Genomic DNA, 20,802 nt, shown 5'->3' on the forward strand with positions numbered 1-20,802 from the left:
GCCCGCACCCGCGCCGTTATCTTTGATCCTGTGGCAACACGCCCTCACAGTGCTTGCCGAGCATCACTTCTCAACGGGAGAGTCGAACATGTCCACCCCCATTCCCGCGAGCCATATGGCCTTTATCCGCGCCCGCACCGGGTGCAGCACCGAACTGGGTGCACGCTTGAGCAGTTTGATCGAACCGGGCCGTCAGGCTCAGGGTTGCCTGCAATTTTCGTTGCAGCATTCCCAGGTCGATCCCGATGTCTGGTTGATCTCGGGTTTCTGGAGCAGCGAGCAGGCGATGAGCGCCTACTTCAACTCGCCGGCCCTGATGATCTTCACCGAGCTGTTGAACGACATGGTCGTGCGCAGCATGGACTTCCAGACCTTCACCGACGCCTCTGCCGCCAATGCCTACGGCGAGTACCTGCAACTGGCCGGTTAATGGTTAGAATGGCCAACTTTTCCATTGGCCAGGACCTGCAACATGGCACGTAAACAATTTGCCCACCACGAAGCCGTATCCGCCGTAGTACCAAGTGAAGGGGGCTACAGCGCCGCCGTCGCCGTCAAGGCACTGGATGGCATGGGCGCCCCGCAGTTTCACAAGATCCTGGATGGACAGACGTTCAAGACCGCCTCCGACGCCGATGATGCCGCCACTGTGCAGCTTGAACGGCTGATCGATGTGGATGAAGAGGGTCAACTGACCTGGGCGAGCGCCGCCAGCTGAACAACGCCGACCATCTAATGTGGGAGGGGGCTTGCTCCCGATGAGCATAGGTATCTACACAACTTTTCAGACCCTGACAAATCTCCCTGTGGTGAGCGGGCTTGTCCCGCGTTGGGCTGCGTAGCAGCCCCAAAACCAGCCTCTACAGAGTGTCTGATACACCGCATTCTTCTTTACTGGGGCTGCTACGCAGCCCAACGCGGGACAAGCCCGCTCACCACAGTGCCCTATCTGCCGGGCGTTCAGCGTTGAGCCAAAGTTGTGTCGATACCCATGGCCATCGGGGGCAAGCCCCCTCCCACTTTTTTGGTGTATTTCAGTCAGGGTTTGCTGGCGCCTGGGCGATACATCTTGAACAGCGCCTCCGGGCCCAACTGGAAGTAGTCCGCCGGGCCGCCGCCGCGCAGGATCGGTTCGGCGGCGGCAGTGTCGTACACCCCATCCTTGAGCAGCCACTTGGCAATGTGCACCGCGACCACCTCGCCCAGCACCAGCCAGCTGGGCACCAACTGCTGGTCGGCGCGCTGCAGCTGGATGATCTGCGTCACCTTGCACTCGAACGACACCGGGCTCTCGCCCACTCGCGGCACGCCGACGATTTTCGACGCCACCGGTGTCAGGCCGGACAACTCGAACTCATTCACCTCCGGCGAGACGGCCGCGCAGCTCTGGTTCATCTGCTCGGCCAGCGGGCGGGTGGCCAGGTTCCACACAAACTCGCCGGTCTGTTCGATGTTGTTCAGGCTGTCTTTGCGCCCGACGCTGGAAAACCCAATGATCGGCGGAATGTAGTTGAACGCATTGAAGAAACTGTAGGGCGCCAGGTTCAGGCGGCCGTTGCTGTCGTGAGATGAAATCCAGCCAATCGGCCGTGGCCCGACAATGGCATTGAACGGGTCATGTGGCAGGCCATGGCCGTTGGCCGGTTCGTAGAAGTGGATAGCGTCAGACATGGCCGGGTTCCTGCTGCGGGGTTCTGGGAGGCAGCCATAGTGCAATCCATGGCGACGAATTTCCATCGGCCCTATGGAATTTTCATTCAGCGGCCACCTATTTTTCACAGCGGCCCGTTCAGTCTGCGCCCAAGGTCGATACCCCCTATAAGACTGAGCCTCGGAGCCTTCTACCGCATGAATAAACTTCCTCAGATCACCCTGGCGTTCTGGGTCATGAAAATCTGCGCAACCACCCTGGGCGAAACCGCCGGGGACTTGTTGTCGATGACCCTGAACGTCGGTTACGCCATCAGCTCGATGATCCTCATCAGCGTGTTCCTGGTCACTCTGGTGACACAACTCTGGTCGAAAACCTACAACCCGGTGCTGTACTGGATCGTGATCCTGTCCACCAGCACCGCCGGCACCACCATGTCGGATTTCATGGACCGCACCCTGGGCCTGGGCTATGCCACCGGGTCGATGATCCTGATCGTGATCCTGATGATCATCTTTGCGATGTGGCATCTCAGTGGTGACTCGCTGAACGTGAACAAGGTGCAGACTTTCCGAGGCGAGCTGTTCTACTGGATGGCGATCCTGTTCTCCAACACCCTGGGCACTGCGTTGGGCGACTTCCTGGCGGACGATTCGGGGCTCGGCTTTGCCGGTGGCGCCTTGTTGATTGGTTCGACCATCGCCGCGGTGCTGGCGCTCAAGTACTTCACCCAAATCTCGTCGGTGCTGTTGTTCTGGGTGGCGTTTGTACTGACCCGGCCGTTTGGTGCAACCCTGGGCGACTTCCTGACCAAGCCCCATGAAAAGGGCGGGTTGGATTTCGGCACCATTGGATCATCGGCGGTATTGGCGGCGGTGCTGGTGGTGATGATTGCCGGGGCGTCGTATGCGCAGCGGCGGTATAGCCGGAGCCCGGTAGCAGAGGTGTCCTGATTCAACATGTGGGAGGGGGCTTGCCCGCTCCCACATTTGTTACTGCATCCAACCGTCAGTCCGTGGTGATGCGCGAATGCTTGCGTGTGTCCTTCATGGTCACATAGACCGCCAGCGACACCGCAATACACGCAGTCACATACCAGTAGTAGCCGGTTTCCATCCCGATGCTCTTGAACCACAGCGCGATGTATTCAGCGGTACCGCCGAAGATCGACACGGTCAGTGCATAGGGCAGGCCTACGCCCAGGGCGCGGATTTCGGTCGGGAACAGTTCAGCCTTGACCACGGCGTTGATCGAGGTGTAGCCGCTGACGATGATCAGCGCGGCCATGATCAGGAAGAACGCGCCCCACCAGGTCTGGATAGTATGCAGGGTGGTGAGGATCGGTACGGTGAACAGTGTGCCGAGGATGCCGAAGGCGATCAGGATCGGCCGACGCCCGACTTTGTCCGACAGCCCACCGACGATCGGTTGCAGGCACATGAACAGGAACAGCGTTGCCGCCGAGATCGTGGTGGAATCGGAAATGCTCATGCCGACGGTGTTCACCAGGTACTTCTGCATGTAGGTGGTGTAGGTGTAGAAGGCCAGGGTGCCGCCCATGGTCAGGCCGACCACGGTCATCAGTTCCTTGGGGTGGCGCATCAAGGTGCGCATGGCGCTTTCCTTGGCTTTTTCCTTCTTGGTGAACGACTCGGTTTCTTCCATGCCGCGACGCAGGTACAGCGCGACCACTGCGCACAGGGCGCCGATGGCGAACGGGATACGCCAGCCCCAGTCGTACAGTTGCTCGGTGGTGAGCACTTGTTGCAACACGATCAGTACTGCCAGGGCGATAAGCTGGCCGGAGATCAGGGTCACGTACTGGAAGCTGGAGAAGAAACCGCGACGTTCCTTGGTGGCCATTTCACTCAGGTAGGTGGCCGAGGTGCCGTATTCGCCACCGACCGACAAGCCTTGCAGCAGGCGGGCGAACACCAGCAGGATCGGTGCGCCGACGCCGATGGTTTCGTAACCGGGGCTCAGGGCGATGATCAAAGAGCCGAAGCACATCAGCAGGACCGACGCCATCAGTGCTGCTTTGCGACCCGCACGGTCGGCGTACAGGCCCATCAGCCAGCCACCGATCGGACGCATCAGGAAGCCCACGGCGAAGATCGCGGCGGTGTTGAGCAATTGGGCGGTGGTATCGCCTTTCGGGAAGAAGGCTTTGGCGAAGTACAGCGAGAACGCGGCGTAGACGTACCAGTCGTACCACTCGACCATGTTGCCGACCGATCCGCTGAAGATCGATTTGATGCGGCTGGTGGTGGTGCGTTCTTTGGCCGGCGCGGCCGCCGACCCCAGGGGCAATGTGTTGGAGTTATCCATTGAAGGATCCTTCATCTAGTTGTTTTTATGGAGCGGCGCGAGCGCAGCCTGGCTGGGGCTATAGCAGGAGCTGTGCCAGGTAGATGAAGGCCCGGTCTAGAAGGGGCTCGGGTTTATTTTGAGCGGAAAGTCGCTGATGCTTTTTAGGGGGATGAGCGGAAATTCGCTCATTCATCTTTCAGGAACATGTCCCTGGCCAACCCATGGCGCTGCATCTTTTCGTTGAAGGTGCGCCGTGGCAGCTGCAACTCCGCCAGCACCGCCTTGATATCACCTTTATGCCGGGTCAATGCGGCCTTCAGGCAATGGGCCTCGAACGCCTCCTGCTGCGCGGCCAGCGATTGCCCGGCTTCGATGCCTTCCGGTTCCGGTTCGCCAAGGCCCAGCACCTGGCGTTCGGCGACGTTGGCCAGTTCGCGCACATTGCCCGGCCAGTCATGGCTGAGCAGGCGCCCCAGTTGCGCGCCGCTCAGCGGTTCCACGCTGCGACCCAGGCGCTCGGCGGCGCTTTGGGCAAAGTGATCGAACAGCAGCGGGATGTCTTCGCGGCGCTCGCGCAGAGGCGGCAGGCGCAGTTGTGCAACGTTCAGCCGATAGGCCAGGTCTTCGCGAAAGCGCCCGGCGCGGGCTTCTTCCAGCAGGTCCGGCTTGGTGGCGGCAATGATGCGTAAATCCACATGAATGCTTTGATTGGAGCCCAGGCGTTCCAGCTTCTGATCCTGCAATACCCGTAACAGCTTCACTTGCTGGGCCAGGGGCATGCTTTCGATTTCATCGAGGAACAGCGTACCGCCATGGGCGTACTCCAGTTTGCCGATGCGCTTGCCCTGGGCACCGGTGAAGGCGCCGCTTTCGTGGCCGAACAGTTCGGCCTCGAACAGTTGCTCGGGAATCGCCGCGCAATTGAGCGCCACAAACGGTTTTTTCGCGCGTGGGCCGAAGTCATGCAGGCAGCGGGCGACCAGCTCCTTGCCGCTGCCGGTCTCGCCACGGATCAGCACGTTGACCGGCAAGGTCGCCAGGTCGAGTACCTGCCGACGCAGGTTCTGCAAGCCCCGGGACACGCCGAGCAGGCTCGACTCCAACTGTGCCCGATGATCGGCCTGTTGGTGCAGGCGGCGGTTTTCCAGGATCAGCCCGCGCTTGTCCAACGCGCGGCGCAGGCTGTTGAGCAAGGCATCGGGGCTGAAGGGTTTTTCCAGGAAGTCGTAGGCGCCGTCGCGCATGGCTTCGACGGCCATCGGTACATCGCCATGCCCGGTCAGCAGGATGACGGGCAGGTCGGCGTCACGGCGTTGCACTTCGGCCAGCAGCTCCAGGCCGCTGAGCCCGGGCATGCGCACGTCGCTCAGGATCACCCCGGGAAAGTCCTTGGGCAGTTGCGCCAGGCAGGCTTCGGCGCGGCTGAACAACTGCACCTCGAACCCCGACAAGCTCAGCCATTGCTCGACGGCCGTACGAATGCTGGCTTCGTCATCGACCACAATCACCGCGTTCAACATAAGTCGGGTGTCTCCAGCGCGATAGGCAAGGTCAGGGTAAATACCGCGCCGTCGCCACGGTTACTGGCGCTCAGGCGTCCGCCCAATTCGTGCACGATAGCGTAGGAAACCGCCAGGCCCAAGCCGAGCCCGTCGCCCACCGGCTTGGTGGTGAAGAACGGGTCGAACACGCTGTTGAGGTGCTCTTCGGCAATCCCGCCGCCGCTGTCGCTGACCGTGAGTTGCCACAGTTGCTGATCGGCGTGCAGGCGGATTTCCAGGCGCTTGCGGGGTTTGTCGGCCATGGCGTCGAGGGCGTTGCGCAGCAGGTTGATCAGCACCTGTTCGAGGCGGATCGCATCGCCGCGTACCCAGGCGGGGCGGGTCAGGTCGAGCACGGTGCCGATGGCTTCATCACGCAGGCGCGCGTCGAGCAGGTGCAGGGACTGGTCGACCACGGTGGCCAGGTCGAGGCGTTCGCGCAGGCCGCTGGGGCTTTTGCGCGCAAAGGTCTTGAGATGGCCTGTGAGGGCGGCCATGCGTGTGAGCATATCGTCCAGCGGGGTCAGGGCCTTGTAGGCGTCGTCCACCCGACCGTGGTCCAGCAGCAACCGCAGGGTCGCCAACTGCATGCGCTGGGCGGTCAGCGGCTGATTGATCTCATGGGCGAGGGCGGCGGACATCTGCCCCAGCGCCGCTAACTTCGCCGATTGCACCAGGCCATCCTGGGCAGTGCGCAGGGCCTGGGTGCGCTCTTCCACAAGCTGTTCGAGTTCTTCGCGGCTGCGCTGGCGCAAACGGGCCAGGCGCCAGCGTTGGCTGAGGAACAGCACCAGGAACACCAGCGCCAGCCAGGAGCCGGCGGCGGCAAGGCCGGCGTTGCGCTGGTCCTCAAAGGCGAACTGGGGTTTGCGCAACAGGTGCAGGGTCCAGCCCTCGGCTTTCAGCGGCAGGGACTCCCAGATGTAATTGGCGTTGCCTTCGGGGCCGTTGACGCGCATCAGGTGGCTGTTTTCGTCGAAGCGTTGCAACGTCTGGGTGTCCAGCGGCTGCAGTTGTTTCTTGTCGTATTGGCGGGTGGCCTTGAGTTCGACCAGGTCGCTGGCCGACAACGGGTGCAGGTTGCGATAACGCCAGCCCGGTTGGTTGGCGATAAACACGATGCCGCGCGCGTCGCTGACCAGCAACAGGTCATCACCCTGGGCCCATTCGCGCTCCAGCTCAGGGAATTCCAGTTTCACCACCATGGCGCCAAGGAACTGCTCGTGTTCATCCAGCACGGCGCTGGAGAGGAAATACCCCGGGATCCCGGTGGTCACGCCGACTGCGTAAAAGCGCCCGGTGCCCTGGCTCTTGGTCTGGCTGAAATACGGCCGAAACCCGTAGTTGTGCCCGACATAACTGCTCGGCAAGTTCCAGTTGCTGGCGGCCACGGCCAGGCCTGTGCGGTCCATCAGTTCCAGGGTGGAGGACTGCGCCGCACCGTTGATGCGTTCGAGCTTGCGGTTGAGCAGGTCCTGGGTGCCGGCGTCCAACGGGCCTTTGAGCGCGTTGATCATCTCCGAGTCCAGCGCCAGCACGGCGGGCAGGGCGCGGTAGCGTTCGATCAGGGTGTGCAGGGAATTGGCGTACAGCGCCAGTTGCTGGTTGGCGCGTGCCGCATCGTCCACCAACGCCTGGCGTTCGGCATGGCGTGTGGCCAAGGCAGCGGCCAGCAACGCACCGGCGATGATCAGCAGGGAATAGCAGGTCAGGCGCAGGGGACGAGGGATCACGATCATACGGTGATGGGCAGGCACGGTAAGGGGAGTGCACCATAGCATGAGCGGCTTGGGTCTTGTGGTGAGGGGCTGTCGTGGCTGAAGGGGAGAGTGGGCTTCTTGTGGTGAGCGGGCTTGCTGTGGTGAGCGGGCTTGCCCCGCGTTGGGCTGCGAAGCAGCCCCAATCAGGATGCCTGTGTTCTGTCAGGTAAACCACAGCGCCTGGTTTTGGGTCTGCTGCGCAGCCCAACGCGGGGCAAGCCCGCTCGCCACAGGTTAGGAGTAGTCCTCAGATCACGTGGGGCGTGGAGGTGCAATCTCGAATGGGTTATCGGGTGAGCCTGCGCAAGCTTATTGTGGTGAGCGTGCTTGCTGTGGTGAGCGGGCTTGCCCCGCGTTGGGCTGCGTAGCGGCCCCAAAACCAGGTAATGCGGTTTGACCTGAAGGAATGCGGTGATCTTTATGGGGCCGCTTCGCAGCCCAACGCGGGGCAAGCCCGCTCACCACAATAAACCCGCTTGCCATAGGTGAATCAGCAGGCAATAAAAAAGCGACCGGGCCATGGGCCGCAGTCGCCTTTATCCTTGCGGGAAAGTGCTTACTGCACTTCTACCGCCAGGCTTTCACTGATCTTTTTCTGCCAGATGGCCGGACCGGTGATGTGGACGGATTCGCCCTTGCTGTCCACCGCAACGGTGACCGGCATGTCTTTCACGTCGAACTCGTAGATCGCTTCCATACCCAGTTCGGCGAAGGCCACCACACGCGACTTCTTGATGGCCTGCGCCACCAGATAAGCAGCGCCGCCCACGGCCATCAGGTACACGGCCTTGTGGTCCTTGATCGCTTCGATCGCGGTAGGGCCACGCTCGGATTTGCCGATCATGCCCAGCAGGCCGGTTTGCTCGAGGATCTGACGGGTGAACTTGTCCATCCGCGTCGCGGTGGTCGGGCCAGCCGGGCCAACCACTTCTTCGCGCACCGGATCAACCGGGCCGACGTAGTAGATAAAGCGACCCTTGAGGTCCACCGGCAGGTTTTCGCCCTTGTTCAGCATCTCGACCATGCGCTTGTGCGCGGCGTCGCGACCGGTGAGCATCTTGCCGTTGAGCAGCACGGTTTCGCCCGGCTTCCAGCTCTGCACTTCTTCCGGGGTCAGGGTGTCGAGGTTGACGCGACGGGCCGATGGACCGGCTTCCCAGACGATTTCCGGGTAGGCGTCCAGCGGTGGCGCTTCCAGCGACGCTGGGCCCGAACCGTCGAGCACGAAGTGCGCGTGACGCGTGGCGGCGCAGTTGGGGATCATGCACACCGGCAGCGAAGCGGCGTGGGTCGGGTAGTCCATGATCTTTACGTCGAGCACGGTGGTCAGGCCACCCAGGCCCTGGGCGCCGATGCCCAGTTGGTTGACCTTCTCGAACAGCTCCAGGCGCATCTCTTCGATACGGTTTTGCGGGCCGCGCTTTTTCAGCTCGTGGATGTCGATGGATTCCATCAACACTTCCTTGGCCATCACCGCGGCTTTTTCGGCGGTGCCGCCGATGCCGATGCCGAGCATGCCCGGTGGGCACCAGCCGGCGCCCATGGTCGGAACGGTCTTGAGCACCCAGTCGACGATCGAGTCGGACGGGTTGAGCATGGCCATTTTCGACTTGTTCTCGGAACCGCCGCCCTTGGCCGCCACATCCACTTCCACGGTGTTACCCGGGACGATGGAGTAGTGGATCACGGCCGGGGTGTTGTCCTTGGTGTTCTTGCGTGCGCCGGCCGGGTCGGCCAGGATCGATGCGCGCAGGACGTTTTCCGGCAGGTTGTAGGCGCGACGCACGCCTTCGTTGATCATGTCGTCCAGGCCCATGGTGGCGCCATCCCAACGTACGTCCATGCCCACGCGCACGAACACGGTGACGATACCGGTGTCCTGGCAGATCGGGCGATGGCCGGTGGCGCACATGCGCGAGTTGATCAGGATCTGCGCGATGGAGTCACGGGCTGCCGGCGATTCTTCGCGCAGGTAGGCCTCGTGCATCGCCTGGATGAAATCAACGGGGTGGTAGTAGGAAATGAATTGCAGGGCGTCGGCAACGCTCTGAATCAGGTCGTCTTGCTTGATCACGGTCATGAGTCGCGCTCCTCTATAAGGGAACATTCAATAAAGGTGGGCTCAGTGGGGTGCATCGGTCGGCTGAGTCCACCTTTCCAAGGCACGCCAAGTGGTGCAGGCGCGACGCTAAAAAGGCGCGGCAGTATAACCCGGCACGGTGGCCGATACACCCGACTATGGTCAAACTGTCGCAGGCATGATTCCCTGTGCGCACCCCTTGTGATTGAGTCCTTCCATGCCTGAACTGTACGTCGGCGAACGCCATTGGTCGGTAGCCACCGGCAGCAACCTGCTGGATGCCTTGAACCAGGCGGGTGTGGCTGTGCCCTACAGTTGCCGTGCCGGCAGTTGCCATGCGTGCCTGGTGCGGTGCCAGGGCGAGGTCGAGGACCGTCAGCCCGCTGCCTTGAGCCCGGCACAACGCCAGGAGGGCTGGCGCCTGGCGTGCCAGTGCCAGGTGATCGGCGATCTGCAGGTCGAGGCGTTCGACCCGCTGCGGGACGGCCTGCCGGCCCAGGTGGTGGGGGCCGATTGGTTGAATGCCTCGGTGCTGCGCCTGCGGCTGCAACCGGAGCGTGGACTGCGGTATCGCGCCGGGCAGCACCTGGTGTTGTGGGCCGGGCAGGTGGCACGGCCTTATTCCCTGGCCAGCCTGCCTCAGGAGGATGCATTCCTGGAGTTTCATATCGATTGCCGCCAGCCCGGCGCATTCAGCGATGCCGCGCGAGCCTTGTCGGTGGGTGATCGCCTGCGCCTGGGAGAATTGCGTGGCGGCGCGCTGCAATACGATCCCGACTGGCAATCCCGGCCGCTGTGGCTGCTGGCTTCCGGTACCGGCCTGGGGCCGCTGTGGGGTGTGCTGCGCGAGGCGTTGCGCCAGGATCACCAGGGCGCCATCCGTATGATTCACCTGGCCCATGATGCCGACGGTCATTACCTGGCCGGACCCCTGGCCGAACTGGCTGCGCATCATCCGAACCTGACGTTGGAGCTGTGGACTGCGGCCGAGTCGGCCCAGGCATTGGCGCAACTGCGGCTTGTTTCCCGGCAAACCCTGGCCTTACTCTGCGGGCATCCTGTCAGCGTCGAGGCCTTCTCCAAGCGCCTGTTCCTGGCGGGACTGCCGCGCAATCAACTGCTGGCCGATGTGTTCCTGCCCCGTGGTTGAGTGCTGAATTCCACTGCCGTGAGACTCGCCATGACCGACGCCATCCTGCTGCAACGCGAGCGCGGGCTGCTGACTCTGCAGCTCAATCGCCCGGACAAGAAAAACGCCCTGACCCGAGCCATGTACAGCCAATTGGCCGAGGCGTTGGAGCAGGCCGATGCGGACCCGCAGGTCAATGCCGTGCTGATCCAGGGCAGCAGCGAGTGTTTTACGGCCGGTAACGATATAGGCGATTTTCTCGAGCAACCGCCCGGTGACCTCGACAGCCCACCGTTTCACTTTATGAAAAGCCTGCTCAACTGCCGCAAGCCGGTGATCGCAGCCGTAGCGGGTGCGGCGGTGGGGATCGGCACGACCCTGCTGCTGCATTGCGACCTGGTGTACATCAGCCGCGATGCCCGGTTGCGCATGCCGTTCGTCAATTTGGGGTTGTGTCCGGAGTTTGGGTCGAGCCTGATCCTCCCGCGTTTACTGGGGCACGCGAAGGCGGCTGAACTGCTGTTGCTGGGTGAGGGCTTCAGCGGCGAACAAGCGGCCGCGTGGGGGATTGCCACCGAAGCGTTGGGCAGTGGCGAAGCGGCATTGGCCAAGGCGCGGGAAATGGCCGAGCGCTTTGAAACCCTGGCGCCGGGAGCGGTGCAGGTCTGCAAGCAGTTGATGAAGAGCGTGGACCGTGAGCAGTTGCGGCAAGTGATCGAGGAAGAGGGGGCGTTGTTTGTGCAACGCTTGAAGTCGCCGGAAGCGATTGCGGCGTTGTCGGGGTTTATGGACAGGCGCTAACCCCATGTGGGTGCGACGATTCGACATGCTCCCTGCCACACGGAAAGCAAAAAGCCCCGCCATTCACATGGCAGGGCTTTTGTTTTTCAGCCTGTCACTCAGACCATTGGGTCGCCAACGTGCAGGATCTTCATGCCGTTGGTGCCGCCGATGGTGTGGTAGCTGTCGCCTTTGGTCAGGATGACCCAGTCGCCTTTCTCCACTACGCCGCGCTTGATCAACTCGTCGATGGCCGCCTGGCTGACTTCATGGGGCGGCAACGACGCCGGGTCGAACGGCACGGTGTATACGCCACGGAACATGGCCGCACGGGCCTGGGTTTCGCGGTGCGGGGAGAACGCGTAGATCGGTACCGAAGAACGGATACGCGACATGATCAACGGCGTATAGCCACTTTCGGTCAGGGCAATGATCGCTTTCACGCCCGGGAAGTGGTTGGCGGTGTACATGGCGGCCAGGGCAATGCTCTGGTCGCAGCTTTCGAACACTTTGCCGATGCGGTGGCTGGAGGTCTTGCTGGTCGGGTGCTTTTCGGCACCGACGCAGATACGCGCCATGGCCTGCACGGCTTCCAGTGGGTACGGGCCGGCGGCACTTTCGGCCGAGAGCATCACGGCGTCGGTGTAGTCGAGCACGGCGTTGGCCACGTCGGACACTTCGGCGCGGGTCGGCATCGGGTTCTGGATCATCGACTCCATCATCTGGGTCGCGACGATCACCGCTTTGTTGTGGCGGCGTGCGTGCAGGATGATCTTCTTCTGGATACCGATCAGTTCGGCGTCACCGATTTCCACACCCAGGTCGCCACGGGCAACCATCACCGCGTCGGACGCCTTGATCAGGCCGTCAAGGGTTTCATCATCGGCCACGGCTTCGGCGCGCTCGATCTTCGCCACCAGCCAGGCGGTACCGCCGGCTTCGTCGCGCAGTTTACGGGCGTATTCCATGTCGGCAGCGTCGCGCGGGAAGGATACGGCGAGGTAGTCCACTTCCATTTCAGCGGCGAGCTTGATGTCGGCCTTGTCTTTTTCAGTCAGGGCTGGGGCGGTCAAGCCACCGCCGCGACGGTTGATGCCTTTGTGATCGGACAGCGGACCGCCGATGATCACGGTGCAATTCAGTTCGGTCGGGGTCGCGGTGTCGACGCGCATCACCACGCGACCGTCGTCCAGCAGCAGCTCGTCACCGACGCCGCAATCCTTGACCAGGTCCGGGTAGTCGATACCCACGACGTCCTGGGTGCCTTCGGTCAGCGGGTGGCTGGTGGAGAAGGTGAATTTGTCACCGATCTTCAGCTCGATACGCTTGTTGGCGAATTTGGCGATACGGATTTTCGGGCCTTGCAGGTCACCCAGCAGTGCGACGAAGCGGCCATGTTTGGCGGCCAGGTCACGCACCAGCTTGGCGCGAGCCTTGTGCTCGTCCGGGGTGCCGTGGGAGAAGTTCAGACGGGCAACGTCCAAACCAGCCAGAATCAGCTGTTCGAGGACTTCCGGCGAGTTGCTTGCCGGGCCAAGGGTGGCGACGATTTTGGTACGACGGACGGACATGCACAGACTCCTGAGTTCAAGCGCTGAGGAAGGCTACTATGCTCTTTGGTTGTAGTCATTGTTCGTTTGCACTACTTATCGACGATTCGCTTGTTTTCGCGCCGGTTGAATAGATGAACATCCTTGAAGATTTTTGACGAGGGGTCGATACACTGCACAAGACAGGAGAACCTTCATGCGAATTTTGCTCATTGCTGCCCTTGCCGTCAGTGTTGTCGGCTGCACCCGTTGGTCGATGGACCACCATTTGAACAATGCCTACCGTGCATACAAGGTCGGGGATTGCGAGCGCGTCACCTTGGAGCTATCCCAGGTCGACCGCGAGAGCCGTACACGGCGTTATGTACAACCGGAAGTTTCGATGTTGCGCGGGCAATGCCTGGAACGCCAGAAATTGTTCGTCGACGCCGTGCAAACCTATCAATTCATCATTAACCAGTACCCGTCGAGCGAGTACGCCTACCGTGCCCGCGCGAGGCTGGATACCTTGCAGCAACTGGGCCATTACCCCGGTGCGAGCGTGGCACAGCCGCGGCCCGCCTCTTTGTAATGGCATTCGTCATTTAATAACTGGCCCGTTGCCAGTCTTGGGCTATTCTTTCAACGTTCGTTTGTACAAGTTTCTATTCGAACGGATGCAGGGCCCGGATTCGGCAGCTGTCGAGTGACAAAATGTTGTCCGTTGTCACACCGAGATCCAGGGAGAGCGAGCAATTGCGCTCGTTCCGAATCACTGGCACGGCCAGAGTCATGGCCACTGGATGGCGATCTCACCATGTTTACCGACCGACGGATCGAGCGGCATCAACTACCGTATTTCCTGCAAGTGTTTAACCGTGTCACCGACAAACCCATAGGTTTTTTGGGTAACGTCTCTGACGACGGGCTGATGTTGGTCAGCCAGTTACCCATGATGGTCGATGTGGACTTCGAGTTGCGCTTGAAGATACCCGGGGCTGACGACACGTTCCATGTCATTGACATCACCGCGACCTGCCTGTGGAGCCATGAAGATATCAACCCGCAGCACTATGATTCCGGGTTCAGCGTGCTTGAAGCCCCCGAGGAATATGGGCAACTGATCAACGTGCTGTTGCAGTACTTCAGTTTTGATTCCTTGGAGGCTTCGGCCTAGAAGCGGCGCGCTGTCGACGCGGCCGGGGTGCTGCTGTCCCTGCCGCAGTCGTGCGCTTTTTTAGAATACTCCGGCTTTCTTCCAACCCAGGTAGCGTGTCACCAGGGCCGCGCCCATTTCTGATGGCAACGTATCCAACGCCGACAGGCCGTGGGCGTTCATGCGGTCATGCAATTCATCCCGAGTATTGAGGTAGTCGACAGTGCCGCTGTAGGCCAGGGCTTCGGGCAAGGTTTGTACGGGGGATTGGCGCAGTCGATCGAGTACTTCCTCACGCATACTCGCCACCAGCACCCGATGTTGACGACTGATGCGCTTGACGGCGGAGAGTAGGGCTTCGTCGTCCTCATCCCGCAGGTTGCTGACAATAATGACCAATGCCCGACGTTTCTGCCGGGCCAGCAGTTGGCTGGCCGCTGCCTGGTAGTCGGCGGTTCGGCGGCTGGTGTCCAGGTCATAGACCGTATTGAGCAACAGATTCAATTGGCTGCAGCCCTTGACCGGTGCCAGGTAGCGTGGCTGGTCAGTGGCAAAGGTGCACAACCCCACCGCATCGCCCTGGCGCAGGGCCACATAACTGAGCAGCAGGCAGGCATTGAGGGCGTGGTCGAAATGGGACAGCTCGTCATCCTGGCTGCGCATGCGTCGGCCGCAATCGAGCATGAACACGATCTGCTGGTCGCGCTCGTCCTGATACTCCCGGGCGATGGGGGTACGTTGCCGAGCGGTCGCTTTCCAATCGATTTGTCGCAGGCTGTCGCCCTCACGAAACTCGCGCAGCTGATGAAACTCCAGTCCCAATCCTCGTCGTTGCCGTTGACGTACCCCCAGTTGGCTCAGCCAGTTATCCACACCCAGCAGTTGTGCCCCGTACAGGCGGGCGAAGTCCGGATAGACGCGGGTGGCATCCTCGGTTTCGATAAAGCGCCGTGCAGACCAGAGCCCCAAGGGACTGGGCAGGTGGATTTCGCAGCGACTGAACGCGAAATGCCCACGCCGCAAGGGGCGCAGACGATAACCCAGCTCACTGCGTTCACCAGGGTGCAGTTCGATGGACTGGGGCAGGTTTTCCACGCCCAGCCCGTCGGGGACGTGATCGAACACCTGGACTGTCAGCGCCTGTGGGTAGTCATGTTCCAGGGACAGGCGGACTTCGCCCCAGCGCCCCAGCGCCAGGCTGCCGGGCATCTGCCGGTGCACGCGTGGTGAGGGTCGGCGGCGCAGTCGCAGTGCGTCGAGCATGGCCAGCAGCAACAGCGCCAGGAGCAAGCCCCATGTTATTGAGTGCAAGGTCTCGGGTACCTTGAACTGCAAGGCGGCCGCAGCGCCCAGCAGGATACTCAAGCCCAGCAGTACGCTGAGCCAGGCTAATAACAGACGGGTCGGTTTCATGGACGGGTCATTGCCGGGGGGCCGGAATCTGGTCCAGCAGCTGCTTGAGCACCTGGTCGACCTCCAGCCCGTCTATATCCAGTTCTGGCGCAAGGCGTACCCGATGACGCAGTACCGCCAGGGCACAGTCCTTGATGTCATCCGGTGTGACGAACTCGCCTGCGCGTAACAAGGCCCGTGCGCGGGCGCCGCGTACCAGGGCGATGGAGGCTCGCGGGCCGGCGCCTATGGCCAGTCCCGGCCAACTGCGGGTTGCTCGCGCCAGGCGCACGGCATAGTCGAGCACGTGTTCATCCAGGGGCAGTTCACTGGCGATCCGTTGCAGCTGCAGCACGTCCTCGGCCTCCAGCACGGTGCGCAACGGTTGCACGTCCAGCATGTCGGCCCGTGATGAGCGTGTCACTTCGCGCACCATATCCAGTTCCTGCTGCGCATCGGGGTAGTCCATGCGTACCTTGAGCATGAAACGGTCCAGTTCGGCTTCCGGCAGGGGGTAGGTGCCTTCCTGTTCGATGGGATTTTGCGTGGCAAGTACCATGAACGGCTGGCCAATGGGCAGCGCCTCGCCTTCGAGGGTGACTTGCCGTTCCTGCATGGCTTCGAGCAGGGCTGCCTGGGTCTTGGCCGGAGCGCGGTTGATTTCGTCGGCCAGCAACAAGTGGGTGAATACGGGCCCCTTGCGCAGCTTGAACTGTTCGGTGTGCAGGTCGTACACCGCGTGGCCGGTGACATCGCTGGGCATCAGGTCCGGGGTGAACTGGATCCGCGCGAATTCGCCGTCAAAGCAACGGGCCAGGGCACGTACCAGCAAGGTCTTGCCCAGCCCGGGGACACCCTCGAGCAATACGTGGCCGCCGGCGATCAGCGCGGTGAGTACATCATCGATTACCTGATCCTGCCCGATCACCGCCTTGCGCAGTTCAATGCGCAGGGCCTGGGCCTGCTGGCTGGCGCGTTGCAGAGGGTCGCCGGGCAGGGTGTTAGCGCTGGGAAATTCGCTCATAGGGCATTCCTGAGGGTTTGCAGGCACGCTACCTGCCGGCTGAAATCGGCACTGGAAAGCCGTTTCGTCGGGAGTGGGCCGAGGGCCTGGCTGATGACGTGGGAGGGTTGGCGCGTCAGGTGGGCAAGTACTCGCCCCTGTTCCGTATTGTCGAGATGTTCAAAGCCAGGATGACGCCGCCGTGCGGCGCGCAGGATGTCGCGCTGCAAGGCCTGCAACAGTGTGCCTTGGCCGCTGCGACGCAGCAGGAAGTCGGCGCTGGCTTTCAGATGCTCCTGCAATTGCCGGCGTGCCTTGGGGGCGGGCGCCTGGATTGGGCCGTGGCGCATACCTGCCTGCCAGAGTGCCAGGGCAATCAGGGCAATGAGCGCCACCAACGCCTGGGGGAAATAACGCAGCAGCAGGGTGAACAGGTCATCTACGTCGCCGTTGAACAACAAGGTTACGGCAGTGCCCTGGGTCAGATGCCACAGCAGCCAGGCATTGTCGTGTTTGCCAATGTCCGGCGTTTTCCACAGCTCGCTGTCGGTGATCACCGTTACGCGGCCTTGCCCGAGGTCGAGTTGCATCAAGTGGCTCGACCGCGCGCTATTGGCTGAAAATTGTGCCAGGTGCTTGGGGTCGATGAGATTGAAGTCGGTGTCGAAACTGAAATAGACCGGGGCTGTGTCGTTGTCGACATACAGTTTGGTCAGGTCCGGTGCTTTATTTTTGCGGGTCGGGGCCGGGGCGGGGGCGTCGGGTTCATCGCTGAGGACTTGGTGGATAGGCAGGCGATCGAGCAGCAGGTCGCCGCTCTTGCCGGTTTCGTCGTCCCACAGGGCCTCGGCGACTACCAGTAGATGGCCGCCGGACCTGGCCCAGTCCAGGAGTTGCCCTGCCTGGCGTGGCGACATGTTGCCGCGTTCGCCCAGCAACAACAGGCTGTTGCCCTTGGCGGGCAGGCTCGCCAGGCGTTCCAGGCCATTGGCGCGCTCCACGGCCAAGCCTTGCAGGCGCAGAAAGTATTCGGCTGCCAGGTAAGGATTGGCCTGGGCTTCCGGGGAGGGGCCGCGGTCCACCACTTCTTCATAGGGGATCGCTTTGCTCCATGCGTAAAAACCGCCCGCTCCAAGCAGGCACGCCAACAGCAGCCCCACCCACAGTAATGGCCGGTTCATCGGACGCCTCCCGCACTGAACAGGGCACGCCAATCGTTGCACAATGTCTGCTGGACTGAGACCGGGGGCAGGTGATGGCCATAGGCGAGGTTTTGCCAGTGCCGCGTCAATTCATCACTGAAGGCCAGCAACTGCGGCTGCTGCAATTGGTGAACCCGTTGCAGGATCTGGCCTTCGGTGTCAGCACTTTTAAGGGGCAGGTTGAAGTCATGCAGCAACCTGCTCAGCAGGCCACGATACAAAAGGCCGAGGGCCTCCCGTGGCTGGGTAGACCAGAGTTGCTCGGCGGCGCTGGCGATATCCTCGGGCAGGGTCTCGGCGCCCAGTTCCAGGCCGAACAATTGCGCGGGTGGTGGTTTCGCTGCTTTGGGTGTACGTGCCCCGCGCAGGCTGACAAAGGTGTGCAACCAGTCCCGATAACGCCAGGCCAGCAGGGCCACGCCACCGATCAGCAGGCTCCATAACAGCACTTCCAGGCCTTGGGCGACAGGCTTGAACGTGTTGCTGTTGAGGTTGTCCAGCAGCGCCTGCAGCCACGCCGGAAGTTTGCCGTCACTGTGTGCCTTGTTTTTAACGACGGGCTTTTCTTCGCCAAAGCGATAGCGGGTGACGGTTTCCGGATTTTTGAAGGGCGGCTTGTCCAGCAGCGACTTGATGGACTGGCTTGCGCTTTGGGGAGGTAGTGGCTTGGCGTCATCCGCCATGGCGGGCAGGTTGAATGGCAGCAAGGTCAGCCCGATCACCAGCACTAACAGTGGCGCCACACTGCTCAGACGCTGGCGCAGGCGGCGGAATACCAGCTCCAGGTCCCACGCCTCCAGCAGGGTGCGGCGATTGAGATAAAGGCTGAAACCACAGGCAACATAGATGGGCTCCCAAAACACCAGGATCAAGGCGTAGAAGGCGTTGCTCAAGTGTTCCAGCCAGACCCCCTCGGAGCCCGTCGCCAGCGCCAGCCGTTGCCAATCCCAATCCAGTTCAAGCTGTTGCGGAATGAATAGATAGAACAGCGCCATGCAGCCGAACCACAGGCCGATTTCCAGGTGCACCCCAACGGTGGTCAACCAGCGCGCGGCTCCTGCATTGCGCTGCAGCAGCACGCCCAGGCGTTTCTGGCGCGCCTGGCCGTCCAGGCCTTCGAGCTGGCTGACCGGCATTACAAAACTGCGGCTGAGGCTAAGTCGGCGCCAGGTCAGGCTGGCCAGCAGTTGGTGGTTAAGCAGTCTTGGCCATTCGCGCACGGCCTGCTTAAGGCTGGGTGTTTCGCCGAACAGGGCTTTGGAGAGGATATATAAAGGCAAGCGGTCGAACGCCGGTTTGAGCCACCAGAACAGGAACATGGCTGTGGACGGGTATTTCCATAGCAACGCGGTAAGCAGGGCAAAAACCGGCAGGGTCACCAGCGCCCAACTGCTCATCAATAGCAGGCGATGTTCCCGGGCCATTAATACCCCAAGGTCCATGGCCTCCCATGCGGTACGCGGGCGAATCGCCACGCTGGCATTACTCAGGCGCATGGCGAGTCCGTCCGGCAAGGGTCAGGTAAGCCGCCACCAGCAGCCAGAGTGCAGCACCCACCAGGTATTTGATCCAAGGGGCGATCTGGGTGGTGGAAGACCAGTAGGCCTCGATAAATGCTGCGATCAGCAGGAACACCATGACACCGCACAGCAATTGCACACTCTTGCGCGCTGCGAGCCGCAGGGATTCGCCACGGGTCAGTTGCCCCGGGGCGATCAACGCCCAGCCCAGTTGCAAGCCTGCGGCACCGGCGAGTGCTATGGCCGTCAACTCAAAGGCCCCATGGCCGATGACAAATGACCAGAAGGTCTGCCCATAGCCGATTTCGGTCAGGTGCCCGGAAACCGCGCCGATGATCAGCCCGTTGAATATCAGGAAAAACACACTGCCCAGGCCGAACAGCAAGCCGGCGGCAAATGTCTGAAAGGCGATACCGATGTTGTGCATGACGTAGTAGCCAAACATCATCCAGTCTTCGCTCGACGCACGTTCGGCGGCGCGCCCCAGCCGGCTGGCCTCGGGGTCATACATGCCCTGCATCTCTGCCACCTGCTGGGGGCTGACAATGCTGTAGATCAGGTCGGGGAACAGGTAGACCAGCAGGGCAATGCCCAGCAGGCTGCCAAAGAACAGCAGGCTGGCAATCAACACGAAACGCCACTGTTCTCGCACCAGACGCGGAAAATCGGCCAGGACGAAACTCAGCACGTTCGCGGCCAATTGGCTGCGGTGGCGATACAGTTGTTGATGGCCGCGCAATGCCAGTTGTTGCAGGGGATCCACCAGGTAACTGCTGTAGCCGCGCTCCTGGGCGAGGGCCAGGAGCTGACATAGACGCCGGTATTGATGAGGGAAATCGGCCATATCACTGGCCTTGGCCTTGCCGTGTTCCAACTGCTTCAGTTGTTCGGCAAAAGCTTGCCATTGGTGTTGGTAACGGCTTTCGAAAAGACTCTGCTTCATGTCGGCCCCAGCAGGCCGCGGGCCACACCGTTGAGTTGCTCCACGGCGCGGGCCGGGGACACCTGCAGCGGCGTCGCGAGGATCGAGGCGAGTTCGTGTACCCGTTCAGGGGACAGTTCGCCCTGGCGTTCGGCGAAGCCAAGAATCGCTCGCTGTTCACTCAGGTCCAGGGCAAACGGCAAGCGCAGGGCTGCAGCTTGGGGCACCTGGGGACGTGCCAGAGGCTGTTCGCGGTAGACCACCAAGGTGCCAGCGGCCAGGTCGCCAAGGCGTTTGAAATGAGGATGTTGCAGGCAACTGATTGCGCCGAGAAAGTAGCCGAAAGGCAGCATGTCGACAAACCGCAGGAGGTTGCGGATCAGCGACGCCGACCAGCCTATGGGGGTACCGTCGTCCTGCACGACCCGCAAGCCCATGACCTGTTTGCCCGGTGAGCAGCCCTGGTTGAGTACCTCGAACAGCACCATGTACCACCAACTGACCAGGAACAGCAGAAGCGACCCCAGGCCAACACCTATATTGCCGAGCAACGCCAATGGCACCAGCAGCACGCCCATGATCACTGCACGTGCGCCGAGGTCGAAGGCAAATGCCAGCGCCCGTGGCACCAGGCCGGCTGGGCGCAGCGGCAGGTCGATGCCCTCCGGGGTCTCGATCTGGTAGAGGGTGTCCAATGGGGCTGATGGCATCGCGATCCTTGGCAGTGCAGAGCGGCTGGAGACACGGATGCTAACAGTGTCGGTGATGGAAGCAACTACTCAAGGTTTTGCTGGATGTTTGTACAGTAGAATTGGTGCTGGCCCCGA

The 20,802-nt window shown here is 61.7% G+C and carries 19 protein-coding genes; 7 read left to right on the top strand and 12 right to left on the bottom strand.

Annotation, left to right across the window (positions count from 1 at the left end):
* The first annotated feature begins 88 nt into the window (after window positions 1-88).
* Together Q8X51_RS12010 and Q8X51_RS12015 are read left to right on the top strand one after the other, a co-directional pair.
* Window positions 89-430 (top strand): antibiotic biosynthesis monooxygenase family protein, encoded by a 342-nt coding sequence (locus tag Q8X51_RS12010; protein ID WP_065925866.1) that lies wholly within the window; start codon window positions 89-91, stop codon window positions 428-430.
* Window positions 431-472: 42 nt separating this feature from the next.
* A complete protein-coding gene (locus Q8X51_RS12015; RefSeq protein WP_407693890.1) occupies window positions 473-718 on the top strand; it encodes a hypothetical protein in 246 nt (81 codons plus the stop codon).
* 320 nt (window positions 719-1,038) lie between these two features.
* On the opposite strand, the gene Q8X51_RS12020 is transcribed toward Q8X51_RS12015, so the two are convergent.
* Window positions 1,039-1,671 (bottom strand): flavin reductase family protein, encoded by a 633-nt coding sequence (locus Q8X51_RS12020; protein ID WP_065925867.1) that lies wholly within the window; start codon window positions 1,669-1,671, stop codon window positions 1,039-1,041.
* Window positions 1,672-1,848: 177 nt separating this feature from the next.
* Between Q8X51_RS12020 and Q8X51_RS12025 the strand changes: the two genes are divergently transcribed.
* Window positions 1,849-2,604, top strand: coding sequence for a COG4705 family protein (locus Q8X51_RS12025; RefSeq protein ID WP_407693891.1), 756 nt, complete (start codon window positions 1,849-1,851; stop codon window positions 2,602-2,604).
* A 55-nt stretch (window positions 2,605-2,659) separates the two neighbouring features.
* On the opposite strand, the gene Q8X51_RS12030 is transcribed toward Q8X51_RS12025, so the two are convergent.
* The 4 genes from Q8X51_RS12030 to Q8X51_RS12045 form a co-directional block, all read right to left on the bottom strand.
* A complete protein-coding gene (locus tag Q8X51_RS12030) occupies window positions 2,660-3,979 on the bottom strand; it encodes an MFS transporter (RefSeq protein ID WP_027605506.1) in 1,320 nt (439 codons plus the stop codon).
* A gap of 167 nt (window positions 3,980-4,146) precedes the next feature.
* Entirely contained in the window at window positions 4,147-5,481 is a 1,335-nt protein-coding gene (locus tag Q8X51_RS12035; RefSeq protein WP_065925870.1) for a sigma-54-dependent transcriptional regulator, read from the bottom strand.
* The gene (locus Q8X51_RS12040) at window positions 5,475-7,241 is read right to left on the bottom strand and encodes an ATP-binding protein (RefSeq protein WP_074847551.1); all 1,767 of its coding nucleotides are present in this window, start codon (window positions 7,239-7,241) and stop codon (window positions 5,475-5,477) included. Before Q8X51_RS12040 ends, Q8X51_RS12035 begins: the two co-directional genes overlap by 7 nt.
* Before the next feature lie 577 nt (window positions 7,242-7,818).
* Window positions 7,819-9,342 (bottom strand): fumarate hydratase, encoded by a 1,524-nt coding sequence (locus tag Q8X51_RS12045; RefSeq protein ID WP_065925872.1) that lies wholly within the window; start codon window positions 9,340-9,342, stop codon window positions 7,819-7,821.
* A 217-nt stretch (window positions 9,343-9,559) separates the two neighbouring features.
* Here Q8X51_RS12045 and Q8X51_RS12050 point away from each other — a divergent pair, with 217 nt between their 5' ends.
* Both Q8X51_RS12050 and Q8X51_RS12055 read left to right on the top strand, forming a co-directional pair.
* Window positions 9,560-10,492 (top strand): iron-sulfur-binding ferredoxin reductase, encoded by a 933-nt coding sequence (locus Q8X51_RS12050; protein WP_065925873.1) that lies wholly within the window; start codon window positions 9,560-9,562, stop codon window positions 10,490-10,492.
* A 30-nt stretch (window positions 10,493-10,522) separates the two neighbouring features.
* Complete coding sequence (locus Q8X51_RS12055) at window positions 10,523-11,272, top strand: enoyl-CoA hydratase-related protein (RefSeq protein WP_065925874.1); 750 nt, start codon at window positions 10,523-10,525, stop codon at window positions 11,270-11,272.
* Between the two features lie 98 nt (window positions 11,273-11,370).
* Here the strand turns inward: Q8X51_RS12055 and pyk are convergent, their stop codons facing one another.
* Complete coding sequence (pyk, locus tag Q8X51_RS12060; protein ID WP_027605512.1) at window positions 11,371-12,822, bottom strand: pyruvate kinase; 1,452 nt, start codon at window positions 12,820-12,822, stop codon at window positions 11,371-11,373.
* Window positions 12,823-12,997: 175 nt separating this feature from the next.
* On the opposite strand from pyk, the gene Q8X51_RS12065 reads away from it, so the two are divergent.
* Both Q8X51_RS12065 and Q8X51_RS12070 read left to right on the top strand, forming a co-directional pair.
* Window positions 12,998-13,372, top strand: coding sequence for a hypothetical protein (locus tag Q8X51_RS12065; protein ID WP_025854787.1), 375 nt, complete (start codon window positions 12,998-13,000; stop codon window positions 13,370-13,372).
* A 225-nt stretch (window positions 13,373-13,597) separates the two neighbouring features.
* Window positions 13,598-13,957, top strand: coding sequence for a PilZ domain-containing protein (locus Q8X51_RS12070; RefSeq protein WP_065925875.1), 360 nt, complete (start codon window positions 13,598-13,600; stop codon window positions 13,955-13,957).
* A gap of 60 nt (window positions 13,958-14,017) precedes the next feature.
* On the opposite strand, the gene Q8X51_RS12075 is transcribed toward Q8X51_RS12070, so the two are convergent.
* From Q8X51_RS12075 to Q8X51_RS12100, 6 genes are read right to left on the bottom strand one after another with little or no spacing between them, the layout of a single operon-like run.
* Window positions 14,018-15,349: a DUF58 domain-containing protein gene (locus Q8X51_RS12075; protein ID WP_407693892.1), complete on the bottom strand. Its 1,332-nt coding sequence runs from the start codon at window positions 15,347-15,349 to the stop codon at window positions 14,018-14,020.
* A gap of 7 nt (window positions 15,350-15,356) precedes the next feature.
* A complete protein-coding gene (locus Q8X51_RS12080; protein ID WP_323147099.1) occupies window positions 15,357-16,352 on the bottom strand; it encodes an AAA family ATPase in 996 nt (331 codons plus the stop codon).
* Window positions 16,349-17,512: a DUF4350 domain-containing protein gene (locus Q8X51_RS12085; RefSeq protein WP_407693893.1), complete on the bottom strand. Its 1,164-nt coding sequence runs from the start codon at window positions 17,510-17,512 to the stop codon at window positions 16,349-16,351. The genes Q8X51_RS12080 and Q8X51_RS12085 overlap by 4 nt, the downstream gene beginning before the upstream one ends.
* On the bottom strand, window positions 17,509-19,029 hold the full coding sequence (locus Q8X51_RS12090) for a DUF4129 domain-containing protein (RefSeq protein ID WP_315872409.1): 1,521 nt from the start codon (window positions 19,027-19,029) through the stop codon (window positions 17,509-17,511). Before Q8X51_RS12090 ends, Q8X51_RS12085 begins: the two co-directional genes overlap by 4 nt.
* The gene (locus tag Q8X51_RS12095) at window positions 19,016-19,996 is read right to left on the bottom strand and encodes a stage II sporulation protein M (RefSeq protein ID WP_065925880.1); all 981 of its coding nucleotides are present in this window, start codon (window positions 19,994-19,996) and stop codon (window positions 19,016-19,018) included. The genes Q8X51_RS12090 and Q8X51_RS12095 overlap by 14 nt, the downstream gene beginning before the upstream one ends.
* Window positions 19,993-20,685, bottom strand: a complete 693-nt coding sequence (locus Q8X51_RS12100; RefSeq protein ID WP_065925881.1) for an RDD family protein — start codon at window positions 20,683-20,685, stop codon at window positions 19,993-19,995. Before Q8X51_RS12100 ends, Q8X51_RS12095 begins: the two co-directional genes overlap by 4 nt.
* Window positions 20,686-20,802 lie beyond the last annotated feature (117 nt).

Source organism: Pseudomonas sp. Yb2C2, from assembly GCF_052112325.1.
Taxonomy (GTDB): domain Bacteria; phylum Pseudomonadota; class Gammaproteobacteria; order Pseudomonadales; family Pseudomonadaceae; genus Aquipseudomonas; species Aquipseudomonas marginalis.

What these genes read in the sequence shown, in the direction of transcription:
- Q8X51_RS12100 (WP_065925881.1), bottom strand. Translation starts at nt 20,685, where the DNA reads ATGCCATCAGCCCCATTGGACACCCTCTACCAGATCGAGACCCCGGAG.
- Q8X51_RS12065 (WP_025854787.1), top strand. Translation starts at nt 12,998, where the DNA reads ATGCGAATTTTGCTCATTGCTGCCCTTGCCGTCAGTGTTGTCGGCTGC.
- Q8X51_RS12050 (WP_065925873.1), top strand. Translation starts at nt 9,560, where the DNA reads ATGCCTGAACTGTACGTCGGCGAACGCCATTGGTCGGTAGCCACCGGC.
- Q8X51_RS12085 (WP_407693893.1), bottom strand. Translation starts at nt 17,512, where the DNA reads ATGAACCGGCCATTACTGTGGGTGGGGCTGCTGTTGGCGTGCCTGCTT.
- Q8X51_RS12080 (WP_323147099.1), bottom strand. Translation starts at nt 16,352, where the DNA reads ATGAGCGAATTTCCCAGCGCTAACACCCTGCCCGGCGACCCTCTGCAA.
- Q8X51_RS12010 (WP_065925866.1), top strand. Translation starts at nt 89, where the DNA reads ATGTCCACCCCCATTCCCGCGAGCCATATGGCCTTTATCCGCGCCCGC.
- Q8X51_RS12035 (WP_065925870.1), bottom strand. Translation starts at nt 5,481, where the DNA reads ATGTTGAACGCGGTGATTGTGGTCGATGACGAAGCCAGCATTCGTACG.
- Q8X51_RS12090 (WP_315872409.1), bottom strand. Translation starts at nt 19,029, where the DNA reads ATGCGCCTGAGTAATGCCAGCGTGGCGATTCGCCCGCGTACCGCATGG.
- Q8X51_RS12070 (WP_065925875.1), top strand. Translation starts at nt 13,598, where the DNA reads ATGTTTACCGACCGACGGATCGAGCGGCATCAACTACCGTATTTCCTG.
- pyk (WP_027605512.1), bottom strand. Translation starts at nt 12,822, where the DNA reads ATGTCCGTCCGTCGTACCAAAATCGTCGCCACCCTTGGCCCGGCAAGC.
- Q8X51_RS12020 (WP_065925867.1), bottom strand. Translation starts at nt 1,671, where the DNA reads ATGTCTGACGCTATCCACTTCTACGAACCGGCCAACGGCCATGGCCTG.
- Q8X51_RS12030 (WP_027605506.1), bottom strand. Translation starts at nt 3,979, where the DNA reads ATGGATAACTCCAACACATTGCCCCTGGGGTCGGCGGCCGCGCCGGCC.
- Q8X51_RS12075 (WP_407693892.1), bottom strand. Translation starts at nt 15,349, where the DNA reads ATGAAACCGACCCGTCTGTTATTAGCCTGGCTCAGCGTACTGCTGGGC.
- Q8X51_RS12095 (WP_065925880.1), bottom strand. Translation starts at nt 19,996, where the DNA reads ATGAAGCAGAGTCTTTTCGAAAGCCGTTACCAACACCAATGGCAAGCT.
- Q8X51_RS12055 (WP_065925874.1), top strand. Translation starts at nt 10,523, where the DNA reads ATGACCGACGCCATCCTGCTGCAACGCGAGCGCGGGCTGCTGACTCTG.
- Q8X51_RS12015 (WP_407693890.1), top strand. Translation starts at nt 473, where the DNA reads ATGGCACGTAAACAATTTGCCCACCACGAAGCCGTATCCGCCGTAGTA.
- Q8X51_RS12045 (WP_065925872.1), bottom strand. Translation starts at nt 9,342, where the DNA reads ATGACCGTGATCAAGCAAGACGACCTGATTCAGAGCGTTGCCGACGCC.
- Q8X51_RS12025 (WP_407693891.1), top strand. Translation starts at nt 1,849, where the DNA reads ATGAATAAACTTCCTCAGATCACCCTGGCGTTCTGGGTCATGAAAATC.
- Q8X51_RS12040 (WP_074847551.1), bottom strand. Translation starts at nt 7,241, where the DNA reads ATGATCGTGATCCCTCGTCCCCTGCGCCTGACCTGCTATTCCCTGCTG.